Source organism: Cyclobacterium plantarum, from assembly GCF_011290685.1.
GTDB lineage: Bacteria > Bacteroidota > Bacteroidia > Cytophagales > Cyclobacteriaceae > Cyclobacterium > Cyclobacterium plantarum.
Map to the genome: position 1 here is coordinate 69,436 of NZ_JAANYN010000017.1, position 21,999 is coordinate 91,434.

The 21,999-nt window shown below is 40.6% G+C and carries 22 protein-coding genes; 15 read left to right on the plus strand and 7 right to left on the minus strand.

Going from position 1 to position 21,999, the window contains the following annotated elements:
* Window positions 1-11: 11 nt before the first annotated feature.
* From G9Q97_RS23540 to G9Q97_RS23575, 8 genes are all read left to right on the plus strand, one after another.
* Window positions 12-338 (plus strand): HesB/IscA family protein, encoded by a 327-nt coding sequence (locus tag G9Q97_RS23540; RefSeq protein WP_166151542.1) that lies wholly within the window; start codon window positions 12-14, stop codon window positions 336-338.
* A 153-nt stretch (window positions 339-491) separates the two neighbouring features.
* A complete protein-coding gene (locus G9Q97_RS23545) occupies window positions 492-1,181 on the plus strand; it encodes a response regulator transcription factor (protein WP_317168808.1) in 690 nt (229 codons plus the stop codon).
* Window positions 1,178-2,434, plus strand: a complete 1,257-nt coding sequence (locus G9Q97_RS23550; RefSeq protein WP_166151544.1) for a sensor histidine kinase — start codon at window positions 1,178-1,180, stop codon at window positions 2,432-2,434. The genes G9Q97_RS23545 and G9Q97_RS23550 overlap by 4 nt, the downstream gene beginning before the upstream one ends.
* A 42-nt stretch (window positions 2,435-2,476) precedes the next feature.
* Window positions 2,477-4,819, plus strand: a complete 2,343-nt coding sequence (locus tag G9Q97_RS23555) for an outer membrane beta-barrel family protein (RefSeq protein WP_166151546.1) — start codon at window positions 2,477-2,479, stop codon at window positions 4,817-4,819.
* Between the two features lie 281 nt (window positions 4,820-5,100).
* A complete protein-coding gene (locus G9Q97_RS23560; RefSeq protein WP_166151548.1) occupies window positions 5,101-8,169 on the plus strand; it encodes a SusC/RagA family TonB-linked outer membrane protein in 3,069 nt (1,022 codons plus the stop codon).
* A gap of 12 nt (window positions 8,170-8,181) precedes the next feature.
* Window positions 8,182-9,561, plus strand: coding sequence for a RagB/SusD family nutrient uptake outer membrane protein (locus G9Q97_RS23565; RefSeq protein WP_166151550.1), 1,380 nt, complete (start codon window positions 8,182-8,184; stop codon window positions 9,559-9,561).
* A 121-nt stretch (window positions 9,562-9,682) separates the two neighbouring features.
* The gene (gene gcvT, locus G9Q97_RS23570; protein WP_166151552.1) at window positions 9,683-10,777 is read left to right on the plus strand and encodes a glycine cleavage system aminomethyltransferase GcvT; all 1,095 of its coding nucleotides are present in this window, start codon (window positions 9,683-9,685) and stop codon (window positions 10,775-10,777) included.
* On the plus strand, window positions 10,774-11,475 hold the full coding sequence (locus G9Q97_RS23575; RefSeq protein WP_166151554.1) for a 2-phosphosulfolactate phosphatase: 702 nt from the start codon (window positions 10,774-10,776) through the stop codon (window positions 11,473-11,475). Before gcvT ends, G9Q97_RS23575 begins: the two co-directional genes overlap by 4 nt.
* Window positions 11,476-11,521: 46 nt before the next feature.
* Here the strand turns inward: G9Q97_RS23575 and G9Q97_RS23580 are convergent, their stop codons facing one another.
* The 7 genes from G9Q97_RS23580 to hisH all read right to left on the minus strand — a co-directional run bounded on the left by G9Q97_RS23580 (window position 11,522) and on the right by hisH (window position 16,164).
* Window positions 11,522-12,031 carry a fasciclin domain-containing protein gene (locus G9Q97_RS23580; RefSeq protein WP_166151556.1) on the minus strand — a complete coding sequence of 170 codons (510 nt, stop codon included), beginning with the start codon at window positions 12,029-12,031 and terminating at the stop codon, window positions 11,522-11,524.
* Between the two features lie 347 nt (window positions 12,032-12,378).
* Window positions 12,379-12,915 (minus strand): SRPBCC family protein, encoded by a 537-nt coding sequence (locus G9Q97_RS23585; protein ID WP_166151558.1) that lies wholly within the window; start codon window positions 12,913-12,915, stop codon window positions 12,379-12,381.
* Window positions 12,916-13,018: 103 nt separating this feature from the next.
* Window positions 13,019-13,429: a gamma-glutamylcyclotransferase family protein gene (locus tag G9Q97_RS23590; RefSeq protein WP_166151560.1), complete on the minus strand. Its 411-nt coding sequence runs from the start codon at window positions 13,427-13,429 to the stop codon at window positions 13,019-13,021.
* 5 nt (window positions 13,430-13,434) lie between these two features.
* Entirely contained in the window at window positions 13,435-14,040 is a 606-nt protein-coding gene (gene hisIE / locus G9Q97_RS23595) for a bifunctional phosphoribosyl-AMP cyclohydrolase/phosphoribosyl-ATP diphosphatase HisIE (RefSeq protein ID WP_166151592.1), read from the minus strand.
* Window positions 14,041-14,100: 60 nt separating this feature from the next.
* Entirely contained in the window at window positions 14,101-14,856 is a 756-nt protein-coding gene (gene hisF, locus G9Q97_RS23600; protein WP_166151562.1) for an imidazole glycerol phosphate synthase subunit HisF, read from the minus strand.
* 1 nt (window position 14,857) lies between these two features.
* On the minus strand, window positions 14,858-15,580 hold the full coding sequence (hisA, locus tag G9Q97_RS23605) for a 1-(5-phosphoribosyl)-5-[(5-phosphoribosylamino)methylideneamino]imidazole-4-carboxamide isomerase (protein WP_166151564.1): 723 nt from the start codon (window positions 15,578-15,580) through the stop codon (window positions 14,858-14,860).
* Complete coding sequence (gene hisH / locus G9Q97_RS23610; RefSeq protein ID WP_166151566.1) at window positions 15,580-16,164, minus strand: imidazole glycerol phosphate synthase subunit HisH; 585 nt, start codon at window positions 16,162-16,164, stop codon at window positions 15,580-15,582. Before hisH ends, hisA begins: the two co-directional genes overlap by 1 nt.
* Window positions 16,165-16,338: 174 nt before the next feature.
* Between hisH and G9Q97_RS23615 the strand changes: the two genes are divergently transcribed.
* The 7 genes from G9Q97_RS23615 to G9Q97_RS23645 all read left to right on the plus strand — a co-directional run bounded on the left by G9Q97_RS23615 (window position 16,339) and on the right by G9Q97_RS23645 (window position 21,840).
* Window positions 16,339-16,911 (plus strand): hypothetical protein, encoded by a 573-nt coding sequence (locus G9Q97_RS23615; RefSeq protein ID WP_166151568.1) that lies wholly within the window; start codon window positions 16,339-16,341, stop codon window positions 16,909-16,911.
* A 140-nt stretch (window positions 16,912-17,051) separates the two neighbouring features.
* Window positions 17,052-17,993, plus strand: coding sequence for a 3-keto-disaccharide hydrolase (locus G9Q97_RS23620; RefSeq protein ID WP_166151570.1), 942 nt, complete (start codon window positions 17,052-17,054; stop codon window positions 17,991-17,993).
* A gap of 190 nt (window positions 17,994-18,183) precedes the next feature.
* A complete protein-coding gene (locus G9Q97_RS23625) occupies window positions 18,184-19,644 on the plus strand; it encodes a potassium/proton antiporter (protein ID WP_166151572.1) in 1,461 nt (486 codons plus the stop codon).
* A 59-nt stretch (window positions 19,645-19,703) separates the two neighbouring features.
* Window positions 19,704-20,060: a hypothetical protein gene (locus G9Q97_RS23630; RefSeq protein WP_166151574.1), complete on the plus strand. Its 357-nt coding sequence runs from the start codon at window positions 19,704-19,706 to the stop codon at window positions 20,058-20,060.
* A gap of 132 nt (window positions 20,061-20,192) precedes the next feature.
* Window positions 20,193-20,708 (plus strand): hypothetical protein, encoded by a 516-nt coding sequence (locus G9Q97_RS23635; RefSeq protein ID WP_166151576.1) that lies wholly within the window; start codon window positions 20,193-20,195, stop codon window positions 20,706-20,708.
* Window positions 20,705-20,977 carry a hypothetical protein gene (locus tag G9Q97_RS23640; RefSeq protein ID WP_166151578.1) on the plus strand — a complete coding sequence of 91 codons (273 nt, stop codon included), beginning with the start codon at window positions 20,705-20,707 and terminating at the stop codon, window positions 20,975-20,977. Before G9Q97_RS23635 ends, G9Q97_RS23640 begins: the two co-directional genes overlap by 4 nt.
* A 107-nt stretch (window positions 20,978-21,084) precedes the next feature.
* Window positions 21,085-21,840 (plus strand): TerC family protein, encoded by a 756-nt coding sequence (locus G9Q97_RS23645; RefSeq protein ID WP_166151580.1) that lies wholly within the window; start codon window positions 21,085-21,087, stop codon window positions 21,838-21,840.
* Window positions 21,841-21,999: the final 159 nt, after the last annotated feature.

The window sequence follows — 21,999 nt, forward strand, 5'->3', positions numbered from 1 at the left end:
ATTGAAAAGATATGATCATCGTTTCAGAAAAAGCCAAGGATCGTATCCTTGAATTAAGACAGGAAGAGAACAGAAATACTGATGAAAATATCAGAGTATCTGTCAAAGGCGGAGGTTGTTCAGGATTGATGTACGATTTGGGATTTGATAATACCACTTCAGAAACAGACCATGTTTTTGAAGACAAAGGGGTTAAAATCATTGTAGACAGAAAGAGCCTCTTATATCTTGCGGGTACAACTTTGGAATTCAGTGATGGATTAAACGGCAAAGGTTTTCAATTTGTCAATCCCAATGCGTCCAGAACCTGTGGTTGTGGGGAAAGTTTTTCCATTTGATATTCCTCAGAATCTTGCAAAAAATCCAGACCGGGTTAATCCTGATTCCGGTTTGGGTTTTATTTTTTTGGTTCAAAATATGAATACACCTGTTGCAGAAAACGCAGCTGGGCTTTTCTTCAGATTTACTTCAAAAACGCCTCTTTTATTTGAATGATGAAAATTCTTTTAATCGAGGATCAAATAGAACTTTCGGACAATATTACAGAATTTCTGGCCTCCGTAGGGATTTTTTGCGATGCCTGTACCAATTGCTTCGATGCACAAGACAAGTTACTGATCAACAGCTATGACAGTATTGTCCTGGACATTATGCTTCCTGACGGGACTGGTCTGGAATTAATTGATGTGATTAAAAAAAACCAATCAAAGTGTAATATTCTCATAATCTCGGCTAAAGGGTCCCTGGGTGATAAAATTGAGGGTCTTGAACTTGGAGCAGATGATTACCTTACCAAACCATTTCATTTGGCTGAACTACATGCCAGATTAAAAGCACTATACCGTAGAAACCAATTGGGTGGGTCTGATGTCCTGACCTTTAATGAAATTCAGGTTAATCCTGAAAACTTACAGGCATTGATCAACCAAACCTTGCTGGACCTGACCAAGAAAGAATTTGACTTGCTTCTTTTCTTTTTGACCAACAAAGACCGGGTACTTGGCAGGCAAGCCATTGTACAACATTTATGGGGTGATTACACCGATGACCTGGCCAATTTTGACTTTGTTTATCAGCATATCAAAAACCTCAGGAAAAAAATCTGTCAGGCCGGAGGCAAGGATTACATAGAAACAGTCTATGGAATAGGCTATAAATTTAACACCTCCCCAGAAAAATGAAATTAATCAATCAATTTACCATTTGGTATCTTGGCATATCCATCATCGTATTTTTGATCGGAGGCCTGCTAATTTTCTACAAACTGGAATCAGAAATCGATTTCGAGCAAGGTAAGGAGCTGGAAAGACAACTGGACCGGTATGCCAAAAAAATGGAAACACTGGAAAATCCTGAAAGGCTCCGAAAAGATCGATTGGAAATCAAAGAATTGCCCGCCGATCAAGCCATGATACCTTTCCAATCCGGAGATACCCTGGCTTGGCATGAGCCCTTGGAACAGATAGAAAGACAAGTTAAAGCCGGTAAATCCTACCTGGTCAATGGCAGGCATTTTTATATGTCTACCTATAATATCATGATTGAGTCTAATGACATTACCGAAACCGTGGTTCAAACCATGGTAGCCATTTTTTTAATGCTCTTGATTTTTATAGCGGTAACGAGCCGGTTGGTTTCAAAAAGAATCCTCCAACCTTTTCACCAAAGTCTGAATAGAATTAAAAACTTTAGTTTTAAAGATAACCAACCACTGGAATTTGAACCCACAAAAACCGAAGAATTTGAAAAGCTACACGATTTTTTGAATAAAATGTCCATCCGGCTTTTGAGTGATTACAAGGTGGTTAAAGAATTTTCAGAAAACCTTTCCCATGAAATCCAGACCCCTATCGCTGTAGCTTCCGGTAAGCTAGAACTCCTGCTTAATAGCCCCATAAACAACCAGCAAGCCAACTGGATAGCGGCAGCCTATAATGCCAATGAAAAAATGACTAAAATCGTTAATTCGCTGGCCACTTTGGCAAAATTGGAAAATCAGGAATTTGAAGGCTCCCAATCTATAGACCTATCGCGGTTGATTGCAGATTGCCTCAAAGAGTATGAAGAACTAATGGGCATCAAAAACATTACCCTTCATCAACAATTAACTCCTTCTGTAAAAATTGACATGCACCCCAATATGGCCGAAATGCTCATCAACAACTTGCTAAGCAATGCCATTAAACACAATGAAAGCCCTGGATACATCTACCTGGAGGTTAATAATAAATGCTTGATTATCAAAAACAAAGGACCCAAACCAACAGGTAATGTCACCGAATACCTGAAAAGATTTAAGAAGGGTAATCCTATGAGTGAATCAATTGGATTGGGCCTGTCTATTGTACAACAAATCTGTAGGATTCATGGTTACATCTTGGACTATACTTTTATCAATGAGGAGCATCAGATTACCATTCAACTTCAAAATTGATTCAAATTGTATACCTAAACTTGTAACGAATCAAGAACAGATATGAAACCAACTAAATTATTTTCCATTGTTTTTTCGCTGACTAGTTTATTCTTTACCAATATTGGATTTAGTCAAAATGAAACTTACAACATTACGGGTAAATTGACAGCTAATGACAGCAAAGATCCCCTCTCTTTTGTTCAGGTAGCCCTTTTTGAACCTGGAGAAAGCCGACCTGTAGCCTTCTCAGATTCAGATGACAATGGCAATTTTTCCATAAATGCGGCAAGAGGAGAATATCTGCTCCGGTTTTTTCTGATTGGATATGATGAAAAAGAATTGGAAATCAACCTGGACCGTAACCGAAGTCTTGAAACCATTGAGTTAATCTCTGAAAACCAGGATTTGGAAGAAGTGGTCGTTCAATCTTCAAAATTCCCTATCCGATCAGATGCGGAAGGGCTCACCATAAATCCCAGTCAAAATCTTTCTAACCTTGGTGGGACCCTACTTGACATTTTAAGAAATACCCCCTCTGTGAGTGTTTCTGAAGACGGAGCCATTACCCTGAGAGGAAGTTCGGGAACAAATATTTTGATCAACGGAAGAAACTCTTCTTTAACGCAGAATCTGGACCAGATTCCGGCAAGTGCCATCGAACAAATTAAAATTATCAACAACCCCAACGCCAGATATGATGCCGAAGCTGAAGCCGGCGTCATAGATATAGTGCTAAAAAAAGGGGAAAACCTGGGAACACATGGCAATGGGGAACTTACTTACGGCACAAGAGGTCGAACAAATGCGGGCGTCAACATCAATCACCGTACCTTAAAATACAACGTTTTTGCAGGTTACAACTTCAGAAGATGGAGGTCCATTGGCGAAAGGAGAACCGAGCGTGAGATTTTTGAGGATGAAGAAACTTTAAACCAAAACACCAACTCTACTGATGAAAACATAGGACATAACCTTAATTTTGGAGCTGATTATTACTTTGGAAATAACATTATCAGCTATGAAGGTTTTTTTCAGTCCAGTGACGACAGTCAAATCAATACATTATATTCAGAACTCCGGGAAAATGAAACCAATGATTTGGTATTGGAATATGTAAGAAGAAATCGGGAAACGGAAGCTGATGACGGTTTTGACAATGCGCTGATATATGAAAGGACCTTTGAGGATAAGGACAAGACCTTTAAAGTAATTGCAAGCAATTCCTACAGAAACCAGTATAAGATTCAAAACATTGATATTTTTAGAAATGCCAGCGAACCTCTGGAAGAAAACCTGAATGGAATGGAACGTGCTTTTACAGACGAGAAAAGATATGTATCCATATTTCAGGCAGATTTTACAAGCCCCCTGTCTTCAGATGCCAAAATTGAAGCTGGATTAAAATCAAATATCAGAAAATTTGACAACGATTATATTTACACGCGATTCGAGGAGAATATTCAGGATTTTGTAGAAGACAGCAATGTCAGTAACCGGTTCATTTATCAGGACCAAATCCATGCAGGGTATTTCATTTACTCTAACACTTCTCCCAAGTTTGATTATACCTTGGGATTGAGGGGCGAATATACATTTGTGGACACCTTTTTGGAAAATACAGGCGAGTCCAACCAACAAAATTATTTCAACTTGTTTCCCAGTCTTCAAACCTTATACAAAATTAACGAAGAGAATTCCCTAAAACTATCCTATAGCAGAAGAATAGACCGACCCACCGCCTGGAGGTTGAATCCATTCCCTGATATCACAGACTCCCTGAGTGTTAGAAGGGGAAATCCAAACCTGCAGCCAGAAATGATCCACTCATTAGAATTTGGACATCTGGCAAACTTTGAGAATTCCAGTCTGACCACTAATTTATTTTACCGTCATGTAGGTAACCAATTGGATTTTGTTACGATCATAGAAGACGGTATATCTTATTCCCAACCTGCTAATCTGAACACAGCAGAATCATATGGAATAGAATTTATAGGTATTACAGACATTACCCCATGGTGGAATATCAATGGAAGTTTTACCGCGTTTCAACTAAAAGTAGATGGCTCAAATATAGGCGAGGAATTTGTAAACCAGGGATTTGCCTGGAACACCAAATTGATGAACAGTTTTACACTGCCGATGGGATTCAGTTTCCAATTGGTCGGCAACTATGAATCTGCGGAAATTGAAGCGCAAGGCAGGGATCTTTCTCAATATTATGTTGATGCAAATTTTCAAAAAAGCTTTTGGGAAAACAAGGGAGCACTTTCGGTAAGTATAAGAGATATTTTTGATACCCGCAGGTTCGCTGGCAACAGCCTGACAAATACATTCAGGCAATCCTTTTATGCCAAAAGAGAGACCAGGTTTGTAATGGTAAGTGCAAAATACCGCTTTTAATCACCTTTAGGTTAATTTCAATTGGAAAAGCCTGGTTATTTCTACCAGGCTTTTTTTTATCTCATTTTGAGAAAATTAATATTTACTTTTATGATGGAGGTCATTTTTTATACCCTCTTTTTTGGTTTTTAGGTTTCTTATGTTTTAATCCAATTTTATTTTATCTTTGTGGATAATTTAAAACAGCTTTCGGCTTGATGAAAATAAAATTCATCAAATTTGAATAGAGATAATACACCCAACATTACCTCCAATTCATTAAAAACCTAATCTTTATTTGTATGAAAAGAAGTTTACTCATTGTGATGATGGTGTTATTGGCATGGCCAATGACAGGATGGACCCAGAGTAGAACCTTAACCGGACAGGTGATATCCGGAGAGGACAACCTAACCTTACCTGGGGTCAATGTAAGAATAAAGGATACCAATAGGGGTACCGTCACTGATATTGATGGTACCTTTAGCATTCCGGTTTCAAACGGGGAGACCCTGGTTTTCTCCTATATTGGTTTCGTTAACCAGGAAGTTGAAGTAGGAAACCAAAATACACTTAACATTACCCTGCAACCTGATGCCCAAACATTGGGAGAGGTGGTAGTTGTGGGCTATGGTAGTGTAACCCGTGGAGATCTCACCGGAAATGTGGCCTCACTCAAAGGCTCGGAAATTGCCAATGTCCCTGTACCCACTTTTCAAGAAGCCCTTCAGGGAAGAATGTCAGGTGTATTCGTAGAATCTTCCAGTGGAAAAGTAGGTGAAGGAGTCAAAATCCGGGTAAGGGGTACCTCATCCATTTCCGGAGGAAATGAGCCTTTATATGTGATTGACGGAATTCCGGTCACCTCTTCCGGGACCATCGGGAAAAGTAATCCATTGGCAGATATAAACTTCAATGACATTGAATCCTTCGAAGTGTTGAAAGATGCTTCTGCTGCGGCTATTTATGGTGCCCGGGCCTCTAATGGCGTGGTACTGATTACCACAAAAAGCGGCACCTCAGGTAAGACCAAATTTAATGTGGGCATTCAAAGGGGAGTCAGTAGCCCTACCCGAAGGAATGAATTCCTAAATTCCGCCCAATACATTGAGTTGATGAGAGAGTCGGGATATAACAATGACCTGGCCAATGGGCTTGATCCGATCAACAATCCTGCTGATTACGAAGATTCCGACCTTGAATTTGTGGAAGGTCGACTGGACAGGTATGCAGGCCATACGGACTGGAGAGAGGGCAATGTGAACACAGATTGGCAAGAGCAGGCCTTTAATCCTGATGCCGGAATAACCAATGTAAATTTTTCAGCCAGTGGAGGAGACGAAAAAACCAGATTTTATTTCTCTACAGCCTATGACAAGCAAGAGGGCATCATGATCCGGAACAATTTTGAGCGGATTTCCGGCAGATTAAATCTGGACCATAAAGTTTCGGATCGTTTTTCTTTGGGAGCCAATTTCAGTTTGGCAAGAACCGAAACAACCCGTTTGCCGGAAGATAACCAGTTCAACAATCCCATTCAGTTGGTAGCTTTGGCACCCATTACACCAATCAGAGATGAAAATGGTGTCCTCTACGATCGACCTACCACCACCTATTACAATAACCTGATCGATTCGGAAAATGCCAACTGGCTGACTACCAGTTTCAGGAACATCAACAGCATCTTCGGAGAATATGTATTCAGTGAAAAACTGAAATTCAGATCCGATTTTGCGGTAGACATTATCAATCAAAACGATGAACGCTTTTTCGGATCCAGAACCATTACCGGTCAGGGAACCAATGGCTTTGGCACTTCCAGATGGGCAAGGATTGTCAATTACAATACCAACAATTATTTCACCTATACCAATACCTTTTCTGACAGGCATCAGCTGGAGGCAGTTGCCGGGATGTCCTTCCAAAAAACAGAAGACAATTACACCAGGGTAGATGGACAGGAATTTCCGCTGGATGAATTGAAAACACTTGAATCAGCTGCTGAAATTGTGGAAGGTACTTCTACCTTTACCAATTTTTCTTTCCTTTCCTATTTTTCAAGGATCAACTACAAGCTGGATAACAAATACCTGATGACTGTAAGTGCGAGGTACGATGCTTCCTCCAGGTTTGGAGAAAATAACAAGTACGGCTTTTTCCCGGCAGCTTCGCTGGGATGGATCCTTACTGAGGAAGAATTCTTGCGGGGATCCGAAGGTCTGAGCTTGTTAAAGTTAAGAACCTCCTACGGCTTAACCGGGAATGCAGAGATTGGTAATTTTGATCACCTTGCATTGTTCAGTGGTGCTTTCTATGGCCTTGAACCAGGATTGGAACCTACTCAAATTACAAACCCAGATTTGAACTGGGAAACCACAGCTCAATTTAATTTGGGTGTTGAATTTGGTTTGTTTAATGATAGAATCACCGGAGAACTAGATTATTATGACAAGCAAACAAGTGGTTTACTATTATTACTTCCACTTCCGGGAACTACTGGTTTTGCAACTTACCGACTAAATACAGGAAAAATGCAAAATTATGGGTTTGAATTGGTACTAAACTCAGCAAATTATGCTGATCAGAATTTCAGTTGGAACACCTCCTTTAATTTTGCCCGAAACATCAACCGGGTCCGGGAACTGGCCGAGGACCAGAATTCAATACCTCCCTCCTCTTCCCGATTCCTTAACGGTATATTCATTGGAGAATCAATTGGCGTTTTTTACGGGCCCAATTATGCCGGAGTTGATCCAAGTAATGGCGATGCACTCTATTACAGCAATGAGGAGTTGACAGAAACAACCAATGATTACAATGAAGCAGCAAGAATGGTTGTTGGAGACCCGAATCCTGATTTTATTGCTGGCATTACCAATAACCTCAGGTATAAAGACTTTGAACTTTCATTTCTTTTCCAGGGAGTTTTTGGAAACGAGATCTACGAAGGTGGCGGAGGATTTTATGCTGCCAATGGCGATTGGTTTGACAACAGTACTGCTAGGCAATTTAACCGATGGCAAAACCCCGGGGATATTACCAATATTCCTCAGGCCCGATTGGGAACGTGTAATGGGTGCAACGCATCCAGTAGATATATCTCCGACGGTAGCTATGTAAGGTTAAAAACATTCTCGCTAGGCTACAACTTACCGGGCAGTTTGGTTGACAAAATGAAGGTCAGCAATGCGAGGGTTTATCTTATGGCGCAGAACCTGCTGACCTTTACCAACTATATGGGATGGGACCCTGAGGTAAATGCAGACTACCTGGGAAGCACCACTTCTGATGCCAATGTTTTCCAGGGCAATGATTTTTATTCAGCTCCCCAAGCAAAAACGATTTCCCTGGGGCTCAATGTAGGATTCTAAAAACAGAGAACAATGAAATTCAAAAATATACAACTTCAGCTATTAATGAGCGCATGCCTACTCCTCTTTTCTTGTGACCACCAGTTAGAACTCACACCTGCCCAGGGTGTGGAGCCTGATATTGCTCTTGGCAGTAGTACTGCAATCACACGAGTTCTTACAGGTGCATATTCAGGTTTAAGAAATCAGGAATTATTGGGAGGCAGGACCATCCTCTATGCCGAAATGCTTGGCGCCAACAACGAGATTCGTTGGGAGGGGACTTTTAACCAACCTCGGGAAATGTACAATAAAAGTATTTTCACTAACAATTCGTACATAACTAACACCTGGCTTAGGGCCTACAGTACAATAAACACAATCAATAATGTACTGGAAGTAATAGACCGAGTTAATGAATCCGATAGGAATAGAGTACGCGGAGAAGCCCTGTTTCTAAGAGGTGCGGTCTATTTTGAATTGGTTAAGCTATACGGACTACCTTACGCCGCTGGCAATACCGAAACGAATCTGGCGGTACCCATCATGTTAAATCCGACTCTGGCCTTAGAGGAAGTAACTTTTGACTCCCGAAATACTGTAGAAGAGGTTTACCAGCAGGTATTGGAGGATTTGGAAACGGCTGAGAGCCTACTCCCTGAAAGTAATGGTTTTTTTGCCAGAAACTACGTGGCTTCGGCTTTGCTTTCCAGGGTTTATTTGCAGATGGAACGCTTCGAAGATGCGCGAGATGCAGCGAACCGCAGCATTACTGTTGCTACAGAAAATGGCAAATCTTTGATAGATGACTATATGTCCGCTTTTAATAACCCAGCCGATACCCAGGAGGATTTGTTTGCCATACAGGTAAATGCACAAGATCCAGATAATGCCATGCACCTGTTTTATTCCACTCCTGATTTTGGTGGCAGGGATGGAGATGTCACCATTCTGCCCACTCATATCAACCAATACGAGGAAGGCGATGAAAGGCTGGAACAATTTGTAGAAAGAGCTGGCGAAATACGAACAGATAAATGGAGAGACCAATTCCGGAATGTTAAAGTAATCCGGCTGGCAGAAATGTACCTTACCAGAGCTGAAGCCAATTTCAGAGAGGGTACTTCAGTAGGAGCTACTCCGCTGGAGGACATCAATAGAATTAGGGCAAGGGTCAACTTGCCCGCCAAGTCCAGCTTGAGCCTGGAAGAAATCCTGATGGAACGAAAACTGGAATTGGCCCATGAAGGGCATTATATCCATGATATCAAACGGACGAGAGGAGAAATCCAGGACAATAATACCGATGATTTACAATACAATTATGATGATCCCAGGATGGTCCTACCCATTCCTCAAAGGGAAATGGATGCGAATCCTGAGTTGGTTCAAAATCCCGGATACGGGGGGTAATCAATAAGCTAAAACCAAAAAGATCACTTCAATATTGAAGTGGTCTTTTTTTATGGCCTTTTCTGAAAATTACAGCACATTGATTACCTTTGGCCTATCAAAAACCCCCTAATAAATATTTATGCCGGAACAAATCAAAAAGATAACGCTAAATGACCTTCACGAATCTTTGGGTGCAAAGATGGTTCCTTTTGCTGGTTATAATATGCCTGTAAGATATAGCTCGGATATAGCTGAGCACCTATTGGTTAGAGAGAAGGTTGGAGTTTTTGATGTTTCCCATATGGGAGAATTTTTAATAAAAGGGCCCAGAGCGCTAGACTTGATTCAAAAAGTCACCTCAAACGATGCAGAGAAACTTTCCATAGGGCAGGCCCAATATTCCTGCCTTCCCAATGAAACCGGAGGAATAGTAGATGACCTCCTGGTTTACAGGATAGATGATAGCAGCTACATGCTGGTGGTCAATGCCTCCAACATTGCCAAAGACTGGGAATGGATCAAAAGCCACAATACCATGGGTGCTGAAATGGAGGATATCTCTGATGATATTTCCCTTTTTGCAGTTCAGGGCCCCATGGCTTTGCCAACCCTGGAACCGCTTACTGATGTAAATATAGCTGATATACCCTTCTATCATTTCAAATCAGGTACCCTTGCTGGTGCAAAGGATGTGATCATTTCGGCAACAGGATACACCGGTGCAGGAGGATTTGAATTATATGTGAGGAATAAGGACGCAGGAAAGGTCTGGGAGGCTATATTTGAAGCCGGTCAGAAATACGGCATTCAACCCATTGGTCTGGGTGCAAGAGATACCCTCAGACTGGAAATGGGCTATTGCCTGTATGGAAATGACATTACCGCATCGACCTCACCCATTGAAGCCGGTTTGGGATGGATTACCAAATTCACTAAAGACTTTATCAATCATGAAGCCTTAAAAGCACAAAAGGAGAATGGAGTAAAAAAGAAGCTGGTAGGTTTTACCTTACAAGATAAGGGTATACCCCGAGCCCATTATCCTATCGTCAATAGGGAAGGTGAACCAATCGGTGAGGTTACTTCTGGCAGCATTTCTCCAAGTATGGGAATCGGCATCGGCCTGGGATATGTCGATACTGCCTATGCCAAACCTGGTACCGGAATTGCGATATCGATTAGAAAGAAAAATATTAAAGCTACGGTAGAAAAACTCCCCTTACTCAAAAAATGAGCACAATAGAAACCTGCCTCAGTCCGGAATTGATTCACCTGCACCAAATCAAGGGCAAAATCGTTGTGGTGGTAGATATTTTCAGGGCAAGTTCCACCATGGTCACTGCCCTTGCGAATGGAGTTCAATGTATACTGCCTGTAAGAGATCTTGAGCAATGCAGGGCCTATAAAAAAGAAGGTTGGAAAATTGCCGGAGAACGAAATGGGCAGCAAGCCGATGGATTTGATTTGGGAAACAGCCCTCTGGCTTATACAAACCGCCAATTGTCAGGCGAAAAGATTGCAATGACTACCACAAATGGAACAAGAGCCATTTCACTCGTTCAAAATGAGGCATCAGAAGTACTTATTGGTGCCTTTCTTAACATCAATGCGCTTGCCAATTACCTGAAAGCTATGAATAATGATATCCTCGTGGTTTGTGCTGGCTGGAAAGGGAGATTCAATGTGGAAGATGCCCTATTTGCAGGGGCATTCTCAATGGCTATTGGCAGGAAGCATGAATGTGATGCTACATTGGCCATGGAAGCATTGTTTCAAAGTTCCAAAAACAATTTAGCCGGATTTCTTCAAAAAGCCTCTCATGCCAAAAGACTTCAAAACCATCATCTGGAGAAGGATATTGATTTTTGCCTTACCCTAAACCAGTATGATGAAATCGTCTTTCTGCAAAACAACCTGTTAAAGTTAAAATAAGAAGAAGCCGTTTCCAGATGGAAACAGCTTCTTCTTTGATTGATTATTACATTTCGGGTAGGATCACTGAGTCAATTACGTGTACCATTCCATTGGTCGCTTCAATATCGGCAGCTGTTACTGTAGCTTCGTTGATCATGGCTTTACCACCAGACAACATCACTTTGATTTTCTGACCCTGAACTGTTTCCACTTCCATACCATTCTCCAAATCGGATGCCTTGATACTTCCAGACACTACATGATAGGTAAGGATTTTGACCAATTGATCTTTGTTTTCTGGCTTCAATAGGTTTTCAAGCGTTCCCGCAGGAAGTTTTGCAAAAGCATCATTGGTTGGTGCAAACACAGTAAACGGACCATCGCCTTTCAAAACATCTACCAGGCCGCCAGCTTTTACCGCTGCAACCAGAGTTGACAGAAAATCAGTTCCGGCAGCCAACTCAACAATGTCTTTGTCTGCCGCTTTTTTTACAGGTTTTTTTTCATCATCATTGGCAAATACTGTTGCTGACAACAGCAATGCCATTACGAATACACTCATTAATTTTTTCATGGTAAGTTGATTTAATTGTTACAATAAGGAAACCAGAAATAAAACAGAATGTTTACAAAAATTTTTATAATAAATCAAAATAAAAGTTTGATTTACAGATTATAAACGTATACCATCAGCTTTTGATTGTTGAATCCAAATTGGCGCATCTCCAATTCAAAATAATTTTAAAGAATAGTTGAATACCAACAAAATTCAAACAGGATTGACTTTTAAAAAGTATAAATTTAAATTTTTTATAATAAAATCAGTCCACTCCACAATGGCAATTTTATTTTATCAAAAACGATACCCATGCAATGAATAGGCACCCATATTGGCCTCAATAGGAAAAAAATACAATTCGTTTATTCCAGAATTTCCTTCAGGCGCTGCAGACCTTCTTCAAAATCATTTCCAATCAGGCTTTCCATATCCATAAAAGCCAACATGGCATTCATCGGGTAATCCATGTGGCCTTCAAATCCCCAAATAACCTTGGTTTGATTTGCATTGACCTCCTCAAACTCCATATAGGCTAAGTCTGAAGCTTCAAAAGGCTCCTTAAAGCGAAGGGCATAATCAATACGTTTGCCTTTGTCGATTCCAATTATTTCCTGTTCTCCCACTCCTACATCAGGGTTCTCACTTTCCCAGCCTGCAATAAATCCAACCTGTCCATCCGATCCGGTATAGGTCTTTTTCATCGTTGGATCCTTTAATGACCAGGTGGAGAAATTATCCTGGTTTTTCAACTTGCTCACATAGTTATATACTTCTTCGTGGGGTTTATTGATGGTAATCTCTCTTTCCACAGTATAGTCTTTTTGGATAAAAACAGCCATTACCAACGGAATCGCAATCAGCACCAATAGGATGATTAGAATTATTTTTAAAATTTTCATGGTTTTTAAATTTTAATTTGAAGAAAACAGAAAGTAATCAACTGTAAACCAATCAAATATAAAAAATATTTGATTGGTTTTTCTATTCTATCCCAATAAAAATCTAGCTGCTTTTGTAAGCCAGGTAATCCCCTGTGTCAATAGGAATCAAATGGTCTATATACCCAGCATGTAGATAGGCCCATGCATCCAATTGAGATCCGTCGGGCAACCTTACCAGCATTTGTTTTCGTTCGAAAGTCACTCCTGTCTCCAATAATTCCCCTACCCCTTCATAATCATCCAATATGGATAAAAGGTTGGAGTTTTCCGTAAAGACGTAAATATCACCAACGATTTGTTGATCATGTTTATCGGAGCACACTGCAACAGGATAAGGCCCCAGATCAAACAATAAGCCAAAAATATACCCTGTGCTGAGAAAATTGGCCTTTTCCTCCAAAAATTGACCCATTGGGTGATTAAAACCCCTTCTCAAGGTACCGTAAACAAATAAATTTGTCTTTCCGGTCACTGTATCTACTTTTGATGCCGGTTGATCAATACTTCCATGACTTCTTCCAATTCATATCCTTTGGCTTCCAGCAAAACCAAATAGTGAAACAAAAGGTCAGCAGCTTCCCCCATAAACAATTCCTTGTTATCGTCTTTGGCTTCAATCACAATTTCAACAGCTTCTTCCCCTACTTTCTGGGCCACTTTATTGATTCCGGCAGCAAATAGGGATGAGGTATATGATTTACTTGAAGGCTTGCTTTTCCGCTCTTTAATGACCTGTCTCAGCTCATCAATAAAAAAAGTTTTACTGTTATTCTCGTGGGCAAAGCAGGTATCATCCCCTTTGTGACAAACCGGCCCTTTGGGATTTACCTGAATCAAAAGTGTATCGGCATCACAGTCCAATTCCATTTTTTGAATCATTAAAAAATTGCCTGAAGTCTCCCCTTTGGTCCAAAGCCTTTGTTTGGTCCGGCTGAAAAAGGTCACTTTTCCACTTTCCAGAGATTTATCCAATGCCTCTTTATTCATGTAGCCCAACATGAGCACCTCTTTGGTGTTTATATCCTGAATTATGGCCGGAACCAGGCCGTTTACCTTTTCAAAATCTATAGTCAAATTATCCATCATTTTATCAATAGCATCTTTCAACAGGTAACTTCCCTGTTTCCTTGCTAATCATTAGTTTTATAGTCTTATACTAATCCCTTCAGCCTGCAGGTATTTTTTTAACTCAGGAATAGGAATTTCCTTAAAATGAAAAATACTTGCGGCCAGTGCAGCATCTGCTTTTCCGGAGGTAAATACATCCTTGAAATGATGCATTTTACCCGCACCTCCTGAAGCAATTACTGGTATGCCCAACATGGCCGAAAGTTCACTTGTAATTTCATTGGCAAAACCATTTTTCACGCCATCATGATCCATGGAGGTAAGCAAAATTTCTCCTGCTCCTCTCTCTGCGACTTGCTTAGCCCATTTCTGTGTTTGAAGAAGAGTTGGCCTTCGACCACCGTGTGTGTGCACAAAGTCGACTCCATCCATGTTTTTGGTATCTATGGCTACCACTATACATTGGCTGCCAAATTCTCTTGCCATCTCGTCCACTATACCCGGATTTTTCACCGCAGCAGAATTGATGCTGATTTTATCTGCCCCTGCATTTAACAAGGCCTTAATATCGTCCACAGTGGAAATCCCTCCGCCTACCGTGAAGGGAATATTTACTGTTTTGGCCACTTTCGTAACCAACTCCACCAGTGTTTTTCGTTTTTCTACAGTAGCCGTAATATCCAGAAACACCAATTCATCGGCTCCTTCATCGGCATAAACTTTCCCAAGCTCTACAGGGTCGCCGGCATCCCTCAGCTCCAAAAAATTTACCCCCTTTACGGTTCTCCCCTCCTTGATATCCAGACAGGGTATGATTCTCTTTGTCAACATATTAATTCTGAACAAAAGTACTGAGTTCCGCTAAACTTATCTTCCCTTCATAAAATGCCTTACCAATGATGGTGCCATATACGCCCGCTTTTTCCAAATCCTCCAGATCCTGAACTGTAGCTACTCCCCCGCTTGCAATCAGGCGTATCTCCGGAATCTCCTCCATTATTTCTCTGTAAAGCGCCAAAGAAGGCCCCTGAAGCAAGCCGTCTTTCGCAACATCGGTACAAATCACATATTGCACTCCTCTCTGGTGATAATCTTTGATAAAGTCCATTAAATCCATGGCAGTCGTTTCCTGCCAACCCGAAATTGCGATCTTCCTGTTTCTGGCATCCGCACCTAATATCAGGCGATCGCCTCCATAAGTCTGTAGCCAATTGGTAAATAAATCCGGGTTTTTAACGGCAATGCTTCCCCCGGTGACCTGCTCGGCACCAAGTTGAAATGCCAGTGCAATGTCCTCATCCGATTGTACTCCACCTCCAAAATCCACTTGCAGGGAAGTGGACTGGCAAACCCCTTTCAGAACATCTTTGTTGACGATCCTTTTCACTTTTGCCCCATCCAGATCTACCAGGTGCAACCTTCGGATACCTGCAGCCTCAAACCTTTTTGCCACCTCTATAGGATCAGAGGCATACTCCTTTTTTTGATTGTAGTCTCCCTGGGTAAGGCGAACACATTTTCCATCGATGATATCAATTGCCGGAATAATTTCCATTATAAATTCAGAAAGTTGGTTAAAATCTTTTCTCCCGCTAAGCTGCTTTTCTCAGGATGGGCCTGCATGGCATAATAGTTATCCCGCTGCAGCAAAGCTGAAAAATCCGTTATATAGTGCGAAGTAGCGATGGTAAATTCAGGATCAACAGCTGCATAATAACTGTGCACATAATAGACATAAGCAGATTCATCCAATCCTGCCAACAAGGGAGAATGCAGGTTTTGTAAATTATTCCACCCGATATGAGGTACCTTGTCCAATGGTGGGAATTTCTTTACCTGTATCGGAAATATACCCAAACATTGGGTATCATATTCTTCAGAAAACTCACAAAGCAGCTGTAATCCCAGACAAATCCCAAAAAAGGGCTGTTCCAAAGACTTGATCAATTGGTCCAGATTCCTCTCTTTCAGGTATTTCATGGCAGTACTTGCCTCACCTTGACCAGGAAAGATGACCTTGTCTGCTTTTTGTATGGTTTCCCAATCATCTGTTAAGGTAGCGTTGGCTCCCAACCTTTCCATGGCATACAAGACTGACTGCACATTCCCTGCATTGTATTTGATTACTGCTACTTCCATTTTTGTTTGTACCGGGTGGACAAATTTAACTTTTTATAATCGTCCGCTAAATTACAGCATTTAGCCTTAGGGGCGAAGGTTTAACCCGAAATATGCATTAGGAAATAATAACTTTTAACGCTTACATTTGAAATTGGAACTGAACTAAAAAATAAGCAACCGCAAGAATAAATTTTGAAAAATCGCATCGCCCTGATCATTTCCCGCATTGCGCACCCTATTAGCCTCATATTGACATTTATGGCTTATACTTTTTTTTCTATTCATTCGCTATGGAAGGCTTCCTGGACCCTCGCAGGTATTACTGCAATTGGCATTATACCCCTGGTTATATGGAACCAAAGCAGAACCAAAAAAGGGATCTATACCAATTTTGATGTCTCTGTAAGGAAAGATCGCTATTCCATGTTTGCCCTCGTAACGGTACTTACCCTATTGGTCATACTTTTTATCCGGACCAGCAACCAACCCTGGCAGGTGTTCGCCGGAAGCCTGGTATTGCTTCTATTGGTGGTAACTTCGTTTGTTTTGAATTTCTGGTTGAAAGTATCTCTCCATATGGCCGTGGCCTTTTATGTTTCCCTTGGCTTGTGGCAAATCCATCCCCTACCGGCACTATTGCTGCTCATGGCCATTCCCTTTATCGCGTGGTCCAGAATACAGCTGGACAGACACAAAACCGACGAAATACTCATCGGTGGAATGGTTGGACTGTTATGTGGTGTATTATTGTTATGGGTCACCTGAACAGAAAATTACTGTAGGAAAGAAAATTGAACTTTTCGGTCAAAATTCCAGTGGATCTTTATTTTATGGCATTATTTTTAAATTCTGTTTCAAAAGGAAGTAAAAATCCAGTAATTTTAAAATTATTAATCAATAAAGACATGATGATGAAAAAATTTCAATTACCAATACTGTTCCTTCTGACCTTACTCATTTCAAACCATACTGTCAAAGCTCAGGAGACCAATGAAATACAAGGAAGATGGGACCTAACCGTAAACATGGATGGACAGGAGGTGCCCTCCTGGCTGGAAGTAAAGTTATCAGGGATCAGAACGTTGGTAGGCTATTTCGTGGCCCACAACGGTAGCGCAAGACCCATTAGCCGGGTGAATTACCAGGATGGTGAAATCAGCTTTTCTATTCCTCCCCAATGGGATGATTCAGATAGAGACATGGTATTTGAAGGAAAACTGGATGGCGGGCAATTGTCCGGAACCATTACCAGCAGCATGGGAAAAAAACACAGCTTTACAGGAGAAAAGGCTCCCTTAATGATCAGAGAGAATGCGCCAAAATGGGGCAAAACAATTGAGTTGTTCAATGGAAAAAACCTGGATGGATGGCATGCCGACAAATCACAGAACCAATGGGAAGTCATAAATGGTATCCTGACCAGCAAAGAGGCCGGGGCCAACCTGATTTCAGACCAGGAGTTTGAAGATTTTAAGCTTCATGTAGAATTTCGCTACCCTGAGGGAAGCAACAGCGGGGTGTACCTGAGAGGCAGGTACGAGGTACAAATTGAAGATAATAAAGGCACTCCGCCTTCTTCCATATATTTTGGTGGGGTCTATGGATTTTTAACTCCAAATGAAATGGTGGTAAAATCTCCGGGAGTCTGGCAAACCTTTGATATAACCCTTGTGGGCCGTAGGGTAAGCATCGTTGCAAACGGTAAAGAAATTATTTGCGATCAGATCATTCCCGGTATTACCGGAGGAGCTCTGGACAGTGATGAAGGTCAGCCCGGGCCTTTGATGCTTCAGGGAGATCATGGTGCTATTGAATTCCGAAAAATAGAGATTACTCCGGCAAAATAAGACCCTTCCTAATACTAACCGAAAGCCAACATCCATTAAACTAAGGATGTTGGCTTTTTTAATTATAAAATCCAATAAACTTTTTTGAATAAGATTTTTTCCCGGTATCTATTTTTTGTGGAAAACTTATCGTATAGAAGGAATAGGTACCTGATAGGCTGCCAAATCAAATACAAAAAAACTACACAAAATGGAATTGAGTCCGGAAAACATATTGATTATTGGTTCACTACTGCTGATCACCAGCATATTGGCCAGTAAGACTGCAGGCAAAGCAGGCATACCCATTTTGCTGCTTTTCCTGGGCATTGGGATGTTGGCAGGCTCTGATGGGATTGGTGGAATCGAATTTGAGGACCCCGGGGTAGCCCAATTTATGGGTATTCTCGCTTTAACCTATATTTTATTTTCAGGGGGTCTGGATACCAAGTGGCAAGCCATTAAACCCGTTTTGGGTCCGGGACTGATGTTATCCACACTGGGTGTATTGTTAACAGCCATAGCTGTTGGCTTGTTTTCTTATACCCTTTTTGACTTTTCACTTCTGGAAAGTTTATTGCTGGGTGCTATCGTTTCCTCAACGGATGCGGCAGCCGTATTTTCAATTCTAAGGGCCAAAAGTATAGGTCTTAAAGGAAACCTTAGACCCTTATTGGAACTTGAGTCAGGAAGCAATGACCCAATGGCCTTTTTCCTTACGATTGGGTTGACATCGCTAATCTCTGTGTCCGGGTTTACCTGGCCTCAGTTAATTCCTGTATTTTTCCTTCAAATGTTTGTCGGAGGATTGGGTGGTTATATGATGGGAAGAGGAATTGTATTGTTGGTAAACAAGATAAATCTTGAATACGAGGGCCTTTATCCGGTACTCATGCTGGGTCTGGTAATCATGACTTACGCCCTGATTGATCTATTGGAAGGTAATGGGTTTTTAGGCGTATATGTAGCTGCACTTACAATTGGTAATGGGAAAATGCTTCATAAAAAAAGTCTCATTAAGTTTTTTGATGGGGTAGCCTGGTTGATGCAAATCATCATGTTTATTACCCTGGGCCTATTGGTATTTCCATCGCAGGTTATTCCGGTTATGGGATTTGGATTTGTTATAGCATTGTTTTTGATTTTTGTGGCTCGCCCATTAGGAGTATTTATTTCTCTCGCATTTTTTAAATTCAAACTCCGGGAAAAAGCATTTGTCAGTTGGGTAGGCCTTAGGGGAGCTGTACCTATTGTTTTCGCTACTTTCCCCTTGATCGCAGGGATTGATAAATCCAGTATGCTTTTTAATATAGTGTTCTTTATTGTTTTAACTTCGGTAGCTTTACAGGCAACCACCCTTTCTTATGCCGCCAGGTTGCTTCATTTATCTGTTCCGGAAGGATTGAAGAGACGATCTCTGCTGGACCTTGAATTGTCAGAGGACTTTAAAAATGCCCTGATAGAGGTGGAACTGCCTGAAAATGCAAGTGTAGACGGGAAGAAAATTGTGTCATTAGATTTTCCCAAGACCTGCCTGATTGTCCTGATCAACCGGGGCAATAAATTCATTACCCCAAATGGTTTAACAGAGCTTCATTCAGGTGACAAATTAATGATCATGATGAATTCGGAAGATGAAGACGAAAAAATAAAATTGGCTTTGGGCATCTGAAAATAAAACTTATTTTCAACTCCGGCGTAATAGTCGGTATTAGAGGTTCTATTAAATCCATGGTAAAAATAGTCAAACCATTTGTAGGTGTTTGCCTGGCCATTTTGATGGTCTTTCAAGCTTATTTTTCAGGTTCTGCTATTTCTATCCATTTAGCAGAATTTTCGAACACAGTATCCTACGAACCAGCCTACGATGATTTTTCAGGGCCCATTGCGCTGACAAATGAAGGGTTACAAACCCAATCCCAGTTACCAAAGAATATTTTTGACGGAGGAGATCTTTTGGTATCCCCTCTCCCCCAAATTTTAATACATTTTGGGCGTAGCATTCAAAGCTCATTTTCAAATGCCCGCACTGTAATTATCAAATTTGGCATCAGAGAGGCCCTCTTCCCTAGTCATTACTTCTGGTAGCCCTAACTTTTTCCCCTCCTGCACAAAACTTTTGTTGCAGGAAATAACCTTTCCCCGCAGGTTAAAGGTATTTCTTTCAAAAATTCCATCCGGAAGATCATGATTTGATCCTTCCAGAAACACAATAACATCATGTTTGATTTAGATATAATCACACTTTCCATGGCAATGGTGGCCATCATTGCCTTCATTATGCCTTTTTACATCAATAATAAAAAGGTAAAAGCAAAAGTTGCATTGGCAGAAAAACTCCTGGCTGATTTTGCAAAAAATCAACAACTTAATATTCAGGTGAAAGACCTGTGGAGAAACAAATATTTCATTGGTATAGACCCCCAAAAAGGAAAGCTCATTTATTCAGAAGACATCAATTCATGCTTACCTGTTCTGATTGATTTACATTTGATTGGTCATGTGCGAATAAAAGAAGAATCCCACAAAGTGGTAAGCCCAACATCGACCAGAAAGGTGATCGATAAATTGGAGCTCTCATTTTACTCGGAAAAGGCTGAGCTGTTTCATAACATAGAGTTTTATGACGGGGAAAAATTTTCCGATCTTTTGGGAGAAACCATTCTGATCAAGAAATGGGAAAACGAAATAATGGCGTGCATGCAGCAGCTAACCAAAAAAGCTTCTATCTTATGAAAACCATAGCCAAAGAGGAACTGCTCAACTTCCATTATTCAAAAATGGAGGTTTTGTCTGAGCCAATCGAGATTACAAAAAGAAATATGGACCTGCAAAGGGCCATGCTATTGGGAAATACAGCCCATGGAAAAGTAAAAATCACTTTTCTTGACTTTCAACATAATTTATTTCAAGTGGAAACCACTATATGGGCAGTTACCGAAGAGATTGTATGTCTGAAAGGAAATCTTTTCATCCCAAAAAACGCCATAATTGAAATTGATTGAGTTTAAATATTCTTGAGAGGGAGACTAAAATTGAATCTCCCTCTCAGGTTATACTTAAAATAAAAAAATCATCCTAAATTATTGGTTGAAATAAAAAAATACCGATTATGGAAATATTCCTCCTTACAGAAACATGGATTGCCCTTTTAACCCTTACCTTTCTGGAAATAATCCTTGGTGTCGACAATATCATTTTTATTTCCATTATTTCGAATAAACTTCCGAAAAATCAGCAAGCCAAAGCCAGAAACCTGGGATTGGGGTTTGCCTTGTTATTTCGAATATCGCTTCTGTTAGGTATTTCCTTTATCATCCAATTCACCCAACCCCTTATTTCTATTTTTGGGTTTGATTTAAGTGGCAAAGATTTGATTTTGGCTTTGGGTGGACTTTTCCTGCTGTTCAAATCCACAATGGAGATCCACCATAAAATGGAAGGGAAGGCAGAAGAGGTGAAACCCAATTCGGCAAAACAGATTTCTGGAGTAATCTTTCAAATCATATTATTGGATATTATTTTTTCTTTCGACAGTATCCTCACGGCAGTAGGCCTGGTAGATGAGATCATTTTAATGATCATAGCCGTGGTAGTCGCTTTGGGTATCATGATGGCTTTTGCCGGTAGCATTAGCAGGTTTGTAAATAAAAACCCAACCCTACAAGTACTTGCCCTATCTTTTTTGATTTTAATAGGATTCATGCTTTTAGTTGAAGGTTTCCATATAGAAGTACCGAAAGGCTATATCTATTTTGCCGTATTCTTTTCTTTAGGAACTGAATTGGTAAACATGAGAATAAGGCGAAAAGCCGACAAAAGAAAGGTAAAACTCAACCCCAGAATTATTGAAAAAGAAGTGAAATAAAACTTCACATCAACTACCCTTTTAATATGCTTGGTAAAAAAACAGAACCATATAAGTGGAGCTGTTTTTGATTTTTTCTGTATTAATCCGTGTAATCTGTGGTGGGAATATAGGATGCTCCACAGATAAACCCTGATTTCCACAGATTTTTTTTCTTGC